The sequence below is a fragment of the Sphingomonas yantingensis genome (genome assembly GCF_014199325.1).
GTDB lineage: Bacteria > Pseudomonadota > Alphaproteobacteria > Sphingomonadales > Sphingomonadaceae > Sphingomonas > Sphingomonas yantingensis.
Map to the genome: position 1 here is coordinate 1 of NZ_JACIJJ010000002.1, position 13,514 is coordinate 13,514.

At 68.8% G+C, this 13,514-nt stretch carries 11 protein-coding genes and 1 pseudogene; 8 read left to right on the forward strand and 4 right to left on the reverse strand.

The window, feature by feature from the left end; genetic code table 11:
• Positions 1–338: transposase (locus tag FHR19_RS06235; protein WP_184025991.1), on the reverse strand; the 338-nt coding region annotated here is incomplete at its 3' end.
• Positions 339–564: 226 nt separating this feature from the next.
• Between FHR19_RS06235 and FHR19_RS06240 the strand changes: the two are divergent.
• Positions 565–1,734: pseudogene (locus FHR19_RS06240) on the forward strand (IS3 family transposase).
• Between the two features lie 182 nt (positions 1,735–1,916).
• The gene (locus FHR19_RS06245; RefSeq protein WP_184025994.1) at positions 1,917–2,066 is read left to right on the forward strand and encodes a hypothetical protein; all 150 of its coding nucleotides are present in this window, start codon (positions 1,917–1,919) and stop codon (positions 2,064–2,066) included.
• Here the strand turns inward: FHR19_RS06245 and FHR19_RS06250 are convergent.
• On the reverse strand, positions 2,063–3,166 hold the full coding sequence (locus tag FHR19_RS06250; protein ID WP_184025997.1) for an aldo/keto reductase: 1,104 nt from the start codon (positions 3,164–3,166) through the stop codon (positions 2,063–2,065). The genes FHR19_RS06245 and FHR19_RS06250 overlap by 4 nt on opposite strands.
• A 93-nt stretch (positions 3,167–3,259) precedes the next feature.
• Here FHR19_RS06250 and FHR19_RS06255 point away from each other — a divergent pair, with 93 nt between their 5' ends.
• The 3 genes from FHR19_RS06255 (at position 3,260) to FHR19_RS06265 (ending at position 8,100) form a co-directional block, all read left to right on the forward strand.
• On the forward strand, positions 3,260–4,144 hold the full coding sequence (locus tag FHR19_RS06255; protein ID WP_184026001.1) for a LysR family transcriptional regulator: 885 nt from the start codon (positions 3,260–3,262) through the stop codon (positions 4,142–4,144).
• A 111-nt stretch (positions 4,145–4,255) separates the two neighbouring features.
• Positions 4,256–5,743 (forward strand): ATPase domain-containing protein, encoded by a 1,488-nt coding sequence (locus FHR19_RS06260; protein WP_343053187.1) that lies wholly within the window; start codon positions 4,256–4,258, stop codon positions 5,741–5,743.
• Positions 5,744–5,814: 71 nt separating this feature from the next.
• Positions 5,815–8,100, forward strand: a complete 2,286-nt coding sequence (locus FHR19_RS06265; protein WP_184027551.1) for a hybrid sensor histidine kinase/response regulator — start codon at positions 5,815–5,817, stop codon at positions 8,098–8,100.
• A gap of 18 nt (positions 8,101–8,118) precedes the next feature.
• Here the strand turns inward: FHR19_RS06265 and FHR19_RS06270 are convergent, their stop codons facing one another.
• Positions 8,119–9,099 (reverse strand): cupin domain-containing protein, encoded by a 981-nt coding sequence (locus FHR19_RS06270; RefSeq protein WP_184026013.1) that lies wholly within the window; start codon positions 9,097–9,099, stop codon positions 8,119–8,121.
• A 13-nt stretch (positions 9,100–9,112) separates the two neighbouring features.
• Positions 9,113–10,027 (reverse strand): VOC family protein, encoded by a 915-nt coding sequence (locus FHR19_RS06275; protein ID WP_184026016.1) that lies wholly within the window; start codon positions 10,025–10,027, stop codon positions 9,113–9,115.
• Positions 10,028–10,134: 107 nt separating this feature from the next.
• On the opposite strand from FHR19_RS06275, the gene FHR19_RS06280 reads away from it, so the two are divergent.
• The 3 genes from FHR19_RS06280 (at position 10,135) to FHR19_RS06290 (ending at position 13,496) form a co-directional block, all read left to right on the forward strand.
• Positions 10,135–11,028: a LysR family transcriptional regulator gene (locus tag FHR19_RS06280; protein WP_184026019.1), complete on the forward strand. Its 894-nt coding sequence runs from the start codon at positions 10,135–10,137 to the stop codon at positions 11,026–11,028.
• A gap of 96 nt (positions 11,029–11,124) precedes the next feature.
• Positions 11,125–12,654, forward strand: a complete 1,530-nt coding sequence (locus tag FHR19_RS06285; protein ID WP_221228429.1) for a bifunctional 3-(3-hydroxy-phenyl)propionate/3-hydroxycinnamic acid hydroxylase — start codon at positions 11,125–11,127, stop codon at positions 12,652–12,654.
• On the forward strand, positions 12,651–13,496 hold the full coding sequence (locus FHR19_RS06290; protein WP_184026022.1) for a fumarylacetoacetate hydrolase family protein: 846 nt from the start codon (positions 12,651–12,653) through the stop codon (positions 13,494–13,496). Before FHR19_RS06285 ends, FHR19_RS06290 begins: the two co-directional genes overlap by 4 nt.
• Positions 13,497–13,514: the final 18 nt, after the last annotated feature.

Sequence of the window (13,514 nt, forward strand, 5' to 3'; positions counted from 1 at the left end):
GAGGTCCCCTTTTTAACCCGCAGGCTCGATGCCGTGCGGTGTGCCTTTAAGTAGGTCGCGTCGATCATCACGGTCTTGGGTTCGGCACTTCCCGCCGCCAGCCCTTCCATCATCCGCGTGAACACGCCCGCCGCGCCCCAGCGCTTCCATCGATTGTACAGCGTCTTGTGGGGTCCGTAGTCGCTGGGTGCACCGCGCCAGCGCAGGCCGTTGCGGTTGACGAAAACGATGCCGCTCAGCACTTGCCGTTCATCCACCCGAGGCTTGCCGTGGCTCTTGGGAAAGAACGGCCGCAGGCGCTCGATCTGCTCGTCCGTTAGCCAAAACAGGTCGCTCATCCCGGTCTCCTCACGGAGCCTGAATCAGATCGCGCCGCTCACATCAATGGGTCCTGACCCTAGAGCTAGGACGGCACTGTCAAACGAACCGCACCAACGAACGGGGAGGGTGGTATGGAGCGCCTGCGCCACGTCCCCGCAAGCCAGCCAGCCCATTTCGCTACTTGACGTGCTCCCCTGAAACTCCGCCAGTCTGAGCTAGAGTCCTTCATGAAGGAGGACGACGATGAAGCGCAGCAGGTTCACCGAGGAGCAGATTATCGGGATCTTGCGTGAGCAGGAGGCCGGTTCGAAGACGGGGGATGTGTGCCGCAAGCACGGCGTGAGCAGTGCGACATTCTACAAGTGGAAGGCGACGTATGGCGGCATGGACGTGTCGCAGGCGCGCAAGCTGAAAGTGCTTGGGGACGAGAACGCACGGCTGAAGCGGCTGCTGGCCGATGCGATGCTCGACAATGCGGTGCTGAAGGAGGTTGCCTCAAAAAACTGGTGAGGCCTGCCGCTCGTCGAAGGGCTGTCGAGGATGTTCGGCAGGCCTTCGGCATCAGCGAGCGTCGGGCCTGTGCCATCCTTGGCGTGGATCGATCGTCGATTCGCTATGCGCATCGGCGTGGTGATGATGGCGACCTGCGGTCGCGTCTTCGCGAGATCGCGCTTGAACGTCGCCGGTTCGGCTACCGGCGGCTGGGGATCATGCTGGCCCGCGAGGGCATCGTGATGAACCACAAGAAGCTGCTTCGGCTATATCGCGGGGATCGTGACGGAATAGGCATCGATCCGGGGGATCGATGCCCCGGCATGACTGCGTGTGCGCCGCCGACGGGGCCGCAAGCGAGCAATGGGAACACGGGCACCGATGACGTTGCCGCAAGGGTCGAACCAGCGCTGGAGCCTGGACTTTGTAAGCGACACGCTGGTGTGCAGCAGGCGTATCCGCATCCTTGCTGTCGTGGACGACTTCACACGCGAGAACCTTGCGCTGGTGGTCGATACGTCGCTATCGGGCGCTCGTGTGGCGCGCGAGCTCGATGCGATCATCGCGGTTCGCGGCAAGCCGCTGATGATCGTCAGCGACAACGGGACCGAGCTGACCAGTCTGGCAATCCTGCGCTGGTCGCAGGACCGGCAGATCGAATGGCACTACATCGCGCCGGGCAAGCCGCAGCAGAACGGCTACGTCGAGAGCTTTAATGGTCGCTTGCGCGACGAATGCCTGAACGAGACGCTGTTCGCGTCTCTCAGCCATGCGCGGTCGGTCCTGCGGGCATGGCGCGACGACTACAACCACGTGCGGCCGCATAGCGGGATAGGCGGGCTGACGCCCGCCGATGCTGCCAGGCGAGTTGCACAACCCCACCCGCCAGGGCACCCTGGCAACCCCGGACTCTACTTATAAGTGGAGGAGAAAAGGGGAGCAGGTCAATCACCACCGCCACGCTGTTCGACGCGACCTCGAACGAGGCGCGCTATGCGATTCTGCGCCGCGGGCGCGCCATCGATACCGGTGCCGCGACGATCGAACGCTTCACCCCCGGTGCCGATGCCGCGCACTGGAGGCTCACCACGATCGAGCATCGCATGGACGGCGACGACCGCGCGCAGGTGCGCGAGACGACGGTGCGCGACGGGGATCGGATGGTGACGACCGGGCCGGTCAATCCCGATGCCGACGGCACCGACCAGTGGCTGCCGCGCAACCGGACGGTGCTGAAGCGGGTGGCGAGCTAGAGTCCGGTGCCCCAGGGCGCGACGCGGTCCACGCCGAAGATGCCACGGGGCGGCAGGTCGAAGATGAAATAGGGGTTCGGACGGGGCGGCGCCCCCACCGCATCGAGCTTCGCACGCTGTTCGGGCGACAGCACGATATCGAGCGACGCGGCGTTCTCGCGCACCTGCTCCGGCCGGCTCGCGCCCATCAGGACCGACGAGACGCCCGGCCGCCCCGCCACCCACGCCAGTGCCACCTGCGCCATCGGCCGGCCGATCTCACTCGCGACCTCGCGCAAGGCGTCGACGATGCAGAAGTTCGCTTCGGTGAACAGCATGCCGCCATAGGGATTTTCGCCGTTGAGGCGCCCGTCGCTGCCGCCCCCATGCTCGCCAGCCTTGTTCGGCACGCTGCCCGCCGGCCCTGCCGCCGCCAGCTTCTCGCGCCCGTATTTGCCCGTCAGCATCCCGAAGCCGAGCGGGCTCCACGCCACCAGCCCGAGCCCGAGCGCACGGCCGGCGGGCACCACGTCCAGCTCGACGCCGCGGTCGATCAGCGAATAGCTGTATTGCAGCCCGATCGGCTCGGGCAGGCCGTGCGCACGCGCCATCGTCGCGATCTGCGCGGCGTACCAGGCGGGGGCGTTGGAAAAGCCGTAATACAGGATGTCGCCGCGCCGCACCGCGTCGGTCAGTGCGCGCAGCACCTCCTCGGGCGGGGTCGTGCGGTCCCAGACATGCGTCCAGTAAAGATCGATATGCCCGGTGCCGAGCCGCCGCAGCGACCCTTCCAGCCCGCCCTGGATGTTGCGCGCCGAATTGCCGCCCGCCAGCGGATCGCCCTCGCCGCGCGCGAAGCCGGACTTGGTGGCGATCACCATCCGGTCGCGGTCGCCGCGTTCGCGGAGGAAGCGGCCGATCATCGCCTCGCTCTCACCCCCCGAATAGACGTCGGCGGTATCGATGAAATTGCCGCCGGTATCGGCATAGGCGTCGAAGATCGCCCGCGACCCCGCCTCGTCCGCGCCCCAGCGTCCCGCGCCGAAGGTCATCGTGCCCAGCGCCAGCGGGCTGACGATCAGGCCCGAGCGGCCCAGCGTGCGATAATCGGTCATGTCCATGGCTCGTCACTCCTCTTCAGCCATGAGGTAAGGCACGGGCGACCGCCGGATTAGTCGTTGCGGGCCGCAAGGGCCTGTGAGCATGGTGCATCAATGCGGCGCGGCGACCTCGATGACCTTGCGGCTTTCGCCAGCGTCGCCCGGCACCGCAGCTTCACGCGGGCGGCGGCAGAGCTCGGCCTCTCCCCCTCCGCGCTCAGCCACGCGATGAAGGCGCTGGAGGCGCGGCTGGACGTCCGCCTGCTCGCGCGCACGACGCGCTCGGTCGCGCCGACCGCGGCGGGGGCGCAGCTCCTGCGGTCGCTCGATCCGGCATTGGTGCAGGTGACGGCGGGGCTCGCGTCGCTGGCCGATCTGCGGGGCGCGCCGTCGGGCGCGGTGCGGCTGGCGACGTTCGGCTATGCGGCGCGCACCATCCTCGCGCCCCGGCTGCCGCAATTCCTGCTCGACCATCCCGACGTGTCGGTCGAAGTGATCGTCGAGGACCGGCTGATCGACCTGGTGGCGGGCGGGTTCGATGCCGGCATCCGGCTGGGCGAGAGCGTCGAGCGCGACATGGTGGCCGTGCCGGTGGGGCCGGACCTTCGCACCGTCGTGGTCGGCACGCACGGCTATTTTGAGCGCCACCCGATACCGGACACGCCCGCCGCGCTCGATACCCATGTCTGTGTCAACTACCGCCTGCTCGGCGGCGGCGGGCTGCTGCCATGGGAGTTCGAGGATGCGGGACGCGACATCCGGGTGAAGGTGCCGGGGCAGCTGATCGTCAATGACGAGGGGCTGGCCGCAGCAGCGGTGCGGGCGGGGGCCGGGCTCGGCTACATGATGGAGCACGACGTCGCCGACGAGATCGCCGACGGCCGGCTGATCCAGGTGCTGGCCGACTGGTGCCCGGTCTATCCCGGTTGCCGACTCTACTACCCCGACCGCCGCGTCACGCCCGCGCTGCGCGCACTGATCGATACGCTTCGTTGGTAGCCTTGGTCGCATCGGTCCGCGAGTGGCGCATCGCGATCGATGATAGCGCGGACCTTTCGCGGCCATGCTAGGTTTCCCATTGCCGTATCGGCATCATTCGGGAGAAACAGAGTGCCGACGACCGCTGCCGACGATGCTGAGACCGGCATACTGGGCCTCGACGATATCCTGGGCGGCGGGTTCGAGCGGGCGAGGACCTTTCTGCTCGAGGGGAGCCCCGGCACCGGCAAGACGACGATCGCGCTCCAGTTCCTGCTTGCCGGCGCGCGTGCGGGCGAGCGCTGCCTCTATATCACCCTGTCCGAGACCGAGGACGAATTGCGCGCGACGGCGACCTCGCACGACTGGGACCTGACGGGTGTCGAGCTCTACGAGCTGGTGCCGCCCGAAAACCTGCTCGACGAGGATCAGCAGCAGAGCCTGCTCTATTCCTCCGACCTCGAACTCGGCGAGACGACGAAGCGCATTTTCGAGGCGTTCGAGCGTGTGAAGCCCGACCGCGTCGTCGTCGACAGCCTGTCCGAAATCCGGCTGCTCGCGCAAAGCTCGCTGCGCTATCGGCGCCAGATCCTCGCGCTGAAGCATTATTTCGCGAAGAGTCGGGCGACCGTCCTGATGCTCGACGACCTCACCACCGACATCAACGACAAGACGGTTCATTCGGTCGCGCACGGCGTCGTCCGGCTGGAGGAGATCGCGCCCGAATATGGTGCCGAGCGGCGGCGGCTTCGCGTCATCAAATATCGCGGGCGTGCGTTTCGCGGCGGCTATCACGATGCGACGATCAAGCCGGGCGGCGTCCATGTGTACCCCCGTCTGGTTTCGGCTGAGCACAAGACGCGTTTCGCGCGCGATCTGGTGACGACCGACGTTGCCGAGCTCAACGATCTGCTCGGCGGCGGGATCGAGCGCGGGTCGAGCGTGCTGGTGCTGGGACCGGCGGGAACCGGCAAGAGCTCGATCGTGCTAACCTTCGTCCAGACCGAGATCGCCCGCGGCGAAAGCGCGGCGATGTTCGTGTTCGACGAAGAGATCGGCCTGCTGATCCAGCGGGCACAGGGTCTCGGCATCGACCTTCAGGCGATGATCGACGCCGGCAAGCTCCTCCTCCAGCAGGTCGATGCCGCCGAACTGTCGCCGGGCGAATTCTCCGCGCGGGTGCGCAACTGTGTCGAGGAATATGGCGCGAAGACCGTCGTCGTCGACAGCCTCAACGGCTATCAGGCGGCGATGCCGGGTGAGCAGGCGCTGATCCTGCACCTGCACGAGATGCTGCAATATCTGAACCGGCAGGGGGCGACGACGTTTCTGACCGTGGCGCAGCACGGCCTGGTCGGCGACATGAAGACGCCCGTCGACGTCACCTATCTGGCCGACACCGTCATCCTGCTGCGCTATTTCGAGGCGCTGGGCTGCGTCCGCCGCGCGATCTCGATCGTCAAGAAGCGGACCGGGCCGCACGAGAATACCATCCGCGAATACCGGATCGGCGACCGGGGCATCACGCTCGGCGAACCGTTGACGAAATTTCAGGGCGTCCTGCGCGGGGTACCGATGCTGCATGGCGATGCGGAACTGCTGGACGGCGACGGGATGTGAAGCGGACGACGGTTTCCGAACGCGCGCTCGTTCTCGCGCCGCGCGGTCGCGACGCCGCGATCGCGGCGGCGATGCTGGGCGAGGCGCGCCTGGAATCCGCGGTCTGCGCGTCGCTCGGCGATCTGGTTGCCGAGCTCGACCGCGGCGCGGCGCTGGTCGTCATCACCGAAGAGGCGATCGCGACCGCCGACCTGTCGCCGCTCACCGGATGGCTGGCCGGGCAGGAGCAATGGTCGGACCTGCCCTTCATCCTCCTGACCAGCCGGGGCGGCGGGCTGGAGCGCAATCCGGCGGCGGCGCGCTATCTCGACCTCCTCGGCAACATCACCTTTCTCGAGCGCCCGTTCCATCCCACCACGCTCATCAGCATCGTCCGGTCCGCGGTGCGCGCCCGCCGCCGCCAGTACGAGGCACGCGCGCGGCTGATCGCGCTGCAGGAAAGCGAGGCTCGCTACCGCACGCTGTTCGAGAATATAGAGGTCGGCTTCTGCATCATCGAGATGCTGTTCGACGAGGCCGGGCATGCCGTCGACTATCGCTTCATCGAGGCCAATCCCGCCTTTGCGGCACAGGCGGGCTTCGACCCTGCCGGCCGGCGGATGCGAGAGATCGTGCCCGATCACGAATCCTCTTGGTTCGAGTTCTACGGCCGCGTCGCCGCCACGGGCGAGCCGGGCCGGGTCGAGCAAGGGTCGGCGACGCTCGGCCGCTGGTGGGACGTCCATGCGTTCCGGGTGGGCAGGGCGACCGAACGCCGCGTGGCGGTGCTGTTCAACGATATCACCGCGCGGCGCGATGCCGAGATCCGACTCCAGACGCTGAACGAAACGCTGGAGGCGCAGGTGGCGGCCAGGTCGGCGGAGCGGGATCGGTTGTGGAACCTGTCGCAGGACATGCTCGCCCGTGCCGATTTCAGCGGGATGATGTCGGCGGTCAGCCCGGCGTGGACCCGCGTGCTCGGCTGGTCGGCGGAGGAACTGCTGTCGCGCGGCTATGCCAGCTTCATGCATCCCGAAGACGAAGGGGCCACGCTTGCCGCGATCGTCGCGATGGCGCAGTCCGGCGAGCCAACGCGGTTCGAGAACCGGATCGCGACGAAGGACGGCGGGTGGAAGCCGATCGAATGGACCGTCGCGCCGGAGCCCGACGGCGAGAACTTCATCGCGGTCGGCCGTGACCTAACGCACGCAAAGGCGCGCGAGGCCGAGCTGGAAGCGGCGCAGGTGGCGCTGCGTCAGAGCCAGAAGATGGAGGCGATGGGCAGCCTGACCGGCGGTGTCGCGCACGATTTCAACAACCTGCTGACCCCGATCATCGGTTCGCTCGACATGCTGCACCGGAAGGGGCTGGGATCGGAGCGCGAGAAGCGACTGATCGACGGTGCGCTGCAATCGGCAGAGCGCGCAAGGATGCTGGTCCAGCGCCTGCTCGCCTTCGCGCGCCGACAGCCGCTTCAGGCGATGGCGGTCGACGTGTCGCAGCTGGTCGCCGGCATGCTCGACCTGATCGGCTCGACCCTCGGCCCCGCGATCGACCTGGCGGTGGATGCGCCCGCGGGCCTGCCGCTGGCGCGCGCGGATGCGAACCAGCTCGAGATGGCGCTCCTTAATCTTGCGGTGAATGCGCGGGATGCGATGCCGGGCGGCGGCGAACTGCACGTCGAGGTTCGCCGCGAGTCGGTGCGCGACCGGCGTCCGGGGCTTCCGCGGGGGCATTATGTCCGCCTGAGCGTTCGCGACACCGGCACGGGAATGGACGAGCCGACGCTCGCCCGTGCGATCGAACCGTTCTTTTCGACCAAGGGGATCGGCAAGGGCACCGGCCTCGGCCTGTCGATGGTGCATGGCCTTGCCGCGCAGCTCGGCGGCGCGCTGACGATCGAGAGCGATGTGGGGCGCGGCACGGCGGTGTCGCTGTGGCTGCCCGTCAGCCACGATCCGCTGCCGGTCGAGCACCGCCCGCGCGCCGGAGAGGTCGGCGACGAACCGCACGGCACCGCGCTGCTCGTCGACGACGAGGATCTGGTGCGGATGAGCACGGCGCACATGCTGTCCGACATGGGCTTCGACGTGGTCGAGGCGGCGTCGGGGGAAAGCGCGCTGTCGATGCTCGCCGCCGGCCTCGATCCGCAGCTTTTGGTGACCGATCACCTGATGCCCGGCATCACCGGCGCGCAACTGGTCGAGGCGGTGCGGGCGGACCGGCCGTCGCTCAAGGCGCTGATCGTCTCGGGCTATGCCGAGGCGGAGGGGATCGACCCGGCGATTCCCCGCCTGACCAAGCCGTTCCGCCGCGACGAACTCGCCGCGACGCTGGCCGCGCTGACGACGGGGGCGGAAGCGGGGGGGGCCCACTAGCGGGAGCGCGGCCTCCGCTCAATCGATCGCGGCGTCGATCCCCGAAGGAACCATGAGGGGCGTGCCGGCAGGCTCGACGGGGTGGGAGCAGCGGTCGGTCGGCGTGCCGCCTTCGTCCCACAGCGCCGCGCCGTTGCCGTTCGCCGAACAGAGCAGCCAGCGCGCCGTTCCGCTGACGATCCGCGTCGCATAGGGCGTGCCCGCCGGCACGTTGACCGCGTCGCCCTCGGTCAGCAGATGCGTCTCGCCGTCGATCGTCCATTCCACCGCGCCGCCCAAGACATAAGCAAAGACGTGGGTGTCGCGGTGGCTGACCGGCGGCATCGCCGCCCCGCGCCCGCCCTCGATCACGCGCATGTCGACCATCGCGTCGCTTTCGTCGGCAGTCAGGACTGCGGTCGATAGATGGCCGCCCAGCACGCTGCGCCGGCCATAGCCCGCGTCGAGGAAGTAGGAGGCGTGCGCGCCCGGTAGCGCGCGGTCGCCCGTGCCCATCTCGGTGGAGGCGACATACTCGCCTTCGACGCGCATGATCCCGAACTTGCCCATCGCCGGACCCATGCGCGAGAAGTCGTACGGGTGGTCGGCGGGGGGCAGGGCAGTCATGCCCCAGACTTCGCCCGCATCGACGAAGAACTCTTCCCACCCGCCCGGCGCGACGATGCCGAAGAACTGCGTCCGCGGCGCGACGCTCTGATAGCTGTGGACGTCGCCGGGGCGGACATAGGCGAAGTCGCCGGGGTGGAGGATGCGGCTCTGGTCGCCGCACCACACCTGAAGCCGCCCGCGCGTACAGAACCAGGTGTCGTGCTCGCGCTCGTGATAGTGAAGCGGGATCGGCCCGCGATCGAGCGGCGCTTGGCACACCACCGCGCCGAACCCGCCAGCGGTTTCGTGCGTGCCCGCCAGCGTGTGGATCATCTGCCCCGCGACCAGCGTGCAGCGGCCCTCGCCGGCTTTGAGGACATAGGCGCGGGGAGCGCCGGGCAGGTCGGTCATCGGTCGGGTCCTCTCAGGCAAAGGGAATGGCGAGTTGCGCCGCCTTGCATTCGTCGGTCTTGGGCGGGCACAGGCCCCATTGGTCGACGCGTCCCGGCGGCCACGTCCAGTCCTCGGGTCCGCCGACGCGGTAACGCGCGTCGACCTGCAGCACCTCGGCCGTATGCTCGACGACGAAGCCGTGCGGGTCGACGAAATAGGTGAAAACATTGTCGCCCGGCCCGTGCCGCCCCGGCCCCCAGCCGATCGTGAAGCCATGGTCGACCATCCGCCCCGACGCCTTCATCACCCCCTCCCAGCCGGGCAGGTTGAAGGCGACATGGTTGAGCGTGTTCACGGGCGCGTCGGCGATGACGATCGAGTGATGGTCGCTGTTGGTGCGCACGAAGCCCATCATCTTCGACCGGTCGGTCATGTCGAAGCCCAGCGCCGCCTGAAACCAGGCCACGTCGCGCATCGTGTCGTCGCTGTTGAAATTGACGTGCGCCAGCCGCTCGGCGCGGTTCGGATCGAAGGGCAGGGGCGAGGGCCGCGCATCGCCCTGCACCACGCGGATCGTCCGGCCTGCCCGGTCGCCCAGGGCAAAGCCACGGCCCGCACCATGCTCGTCCCAGTCGCCGACCGGCGCATTCAGCGTCGCCCCGGCATCGCGCGCCCGCCTGAGCAGGGCCTTGAGATCGGTCGCATCGGCCGCGCGGAACGTCATCGAGCGGATGCGCGACTGCGGCCCGCGGTGCAGCGCAAGGACATGCGGATCGTCGCCCGTCGCGCGCAGCCAGACGCGGTCGGCGCTGCGGTCGGCGAGGGTCAGGCCCCAGACCTCGGTGTAGAAATCGACCGCGCCGTCGAGGTCGGCCAGCTCCAGATCGACGCTGCGCAGGCGCGTCAGCGGGAAGGCGGGGTCGGGCGCCCCGGTCACGTCGCTCATCCCCTGCCTCTCCCTCGCGCAATCTTGCCGATTGGCGTCTTCATGCGCTTGGCAGACGGGAAGTCCAATAATAGGTTTTCGCGCATCCATTGGCTGAGGCTATGCACATGCTCGATCCGCGCCTGCTCCGCACCTATGCCGCCGTCTGCCGGGAGGGGTCGATCAGCGGGGCCGCACGCGCGCTCAACATCTCTCAGCCATCGGTATCGGTGGCGATCGGCCAGCTCGAGGGAAAGCTCGGCACCACGCTGTTCGAGCGGACGCGCGCGGGCATCGTGCTGACCCCCGCCGGCGACAAGCTGCGCCGCCGCGCGGAGATGATGGAGGCGCTGGTCCGCGATGCCGAGGCGGAGGTCGCTCGCGCGAAGGAGGGGGTGCGCGGGCCGCTGACGATCGCGGGGACGCCCGGCGCACTCGTCAGCCTCGTCCCCCAGGCAGTAGAGGCGATCGAGGCGGGCGGGCGGTTCGAACTCAACATCCTCGAACGATCCGACCAGGAAGTGCTCGACCTGCTCCGCCGCGGCGAGATCGAGATCGGGCTGGGCACCACCGGCATCGAAACGCCGCCCGCCGATATCGAGGAGACGAGCCTGCTCCAGGACCCGTTCGCCCTCATCGTCGGGCGCGCGCATGACGGGTTGGGGCCGGCGGTGACGCTGGCGGGGGCGGCGACGCTCGGCTGGGTGATGCCCCACGCCGCGGGTGGCTTCCGCCGCCAGATCGAGGCGCTGTTCCTGTCGGGCGAGGTGCCGCTGCCGCGTGACGTGATCCGGTCGGACTCGCTGCTCACCACCAAGGCGATCGTCCGCCGGACCGCGCATGTCTGTGTCCTGCCGCACGGCGTGGTCGCCGCCGAACTGTCGATCGGGGTGCTGAGGACGGTGCGGCTGACGGGCGTCACCTTTCGCCGGAGTATCGGCATCCGCACGCTGAAGGGCCGGCCGCTGTCCGACCTGGCCGCCGACTTCGTCGAGGCGGCGGCCAAAGTGTATAGGCAATGACTATGTAAATCCGAAGAACGCATATTTTACATTATTGCTGACGCCTGTGCTTATCGCTTCAGCCGCAATCATGGCGGCACGGGAGAGGTGAGGGGCATGGCTGACGACGGCCACAGCATCGGGAAAGCGGGCATCGTCGATGTGGCGATCGTCGGCTGCGGCCCGGTCGGGGCCCTTGCCGCCAATCTGTTCGCGCTCGAAGGCCTATCGGTGCTGGCGATCGACCGCGAGGCGGCACCCCATCCGCAACCGCGCGCGGTGCATGTCGATCACGAGATGATGCGGCTGTTCCAGGCCGCCGGCCTCGCCGACCGGCTCGCGCCGCTGATGCGCGCGACCGAGGGGCATCTGCATGTCGGCGCCGATCGCGGCGTCATCCGCTACATGGGCACCGCGGGGCGGCCCAAGCCGTTCGGCTGGGCCAACGATTATTTCTTCTGGCAGCCGGAGCTCGAGGCGGTGCTGCGCGAGGGGCTGGCGCGGTTCGATCAGGCCACGCTTCTCACCTCGACCGAATGCGTCGGCCTCTCGCAGGACGCGGAGGGCGTCACCCTTTCGCTCACCGGCGACCGCACGGTCCGCTCTCGCTACGTCGTCGCCTGTGACGGCGCGCGCAGCTTCGTGCGCCGGACACTCGGCATCGCGCTCGACGACCTGAAGTTTGACGAGCCCTGGCTGGTCGTCGATGCCGAGGTCGAGGGGGCGGTCCGCTTCCCGCCGATCGCCGGTGTACCGGCCGAAGCCGATCTCCAGCGCCTCTCGGTGATGATGTGCGATCCCGCGCGTCCCGCGACGATCGTGCCCGGCCGCGGTAATCACCGCCGCTGGGAGTTCATGCTGCTGCCCGGCGAGGACGATGCCGCGATGAACCGGCCCGAGGCGGTGGCGGCGCTGGTCGCGCCGTATCTGGACGGCGTGCCGCACCGGATCGTGCGTGCGACGACCTATCGTTTCCACGGCCTCGTTGCCGAGCGGTGGCGGGAGGGCCGGGTGTTCCTGGCGGGCGATGCCGCGCACCAGACGCCGCCCTTTTTCGGACAGGGCATGTGCCACGGGATGCGCGACGTCGCGAACCTGGCGTGGAAGCTCGGCATGGTCGCACGGGGGCAGGCGGGCGATGCGCTGCTGGATAGCTATCAGCCCGAGCGCGACCCGCACGTCCGCGCGGTGATCGGCGCGGCGATCGCGGCGGGACGCTATATCTGCACGCTCGACCCCGCGACCGCCGCGGCACGTGATACCGAGATGCGCGCCCGGCCCGCCCCCGCCGCGGGCGAGACCGCCGCCGACCTCATCCCCGCGATCGAGGCGGGCGTCGTCGGTAAGGGGCAGGGCGCGGGGGAGCGCTTCATTCAACCGCACCTGGCCGACGGGCGATTGCTCGATGCGGCGACGGGCGGCGGCTGGCGCCTGTTCGCGCATGGTTCACCGCCCGCGCCCGCCTGCATCGCCGCAATCGACCTCGAAGCGCTCGACGACGGCGGCGCGGTCGCCGCGTGGCTCGCCGAGCGCGGCGCCGAAGCAGTGCTCGTCCGCCCCGACTTCTACGTCTTCGACACCGGATCGCCCGCCGCGCTGATCGAGCGCCTTGCCCGCATCCTCGCCCCCGAAGGAGTCCCCGCGTGAAACTCGTCAGCTTCCGCCGCCCCGACGGCACGCCGAGCTTCGGCAAGGTCGAGGGCGACCGCGTGATTGATCTCGGCCGCCCCGATGGTCCGGCGACGCTGCGCGCCGCGCTGGCCGCGGGCACCCCGCTCGCCGATCTGGCGCCCGGCGCCGCTTACCCGCTGGCGGACTTGGTGCTGCTGCCCGTCATTCCCGACCCGGCCAAGATCCTGTGCGTTGGCCACAATTACGAGACGCACCGGCAGGAGACCGGCCGCGCCAAGGTCGAGCATCCGTCGATCTTCATCCGCTTCGCCGACACGCTCGTCGCCCATGGCCAGCCGATCGTCCGCCCGCGCGCCTCGGGCGACCTCGACTACGAGGCCGAGCTCGCCGTCGTCATCGGCAAGGGCGGGCGCGCGATTTCGGAGGCCGACGCGCTGGCGCACGTCGCGGGCTATGCCTGTTTCAACGATGCCAGCGTCCGCGACTGGCAATGGCACACGACGCAGTTCGCGCCGGGCAAGAACTTTCCCGGCACCGGCGCTTTCGGACCCTGGCTGGTGACGCCGGATGAGGCGGGCGACCTGGCCGATGTGCGTGTGATCTCGCGGTTGAACGGCCAAACGATGCAGGATCAGCCGGTGCGCGACATGATCTTCCCGATCGCGAAGATCATTGCCTACGTCTCCGCCTTCACAGCCCTGTCGCCCGGCGACGTGATCGCGACGGGCACGCCCGGCGGCGTCGGCGCCAAGCGCACCCCGCCAGTCTGGATGCAGCCCGGCGATCGGATCGAGATCGATATCGGCCGGATCGGCACCCTGTCCAATTTCATCGCACACGAAGACGCACTCGCCTGAAGGCGCGGCACCTGGGGA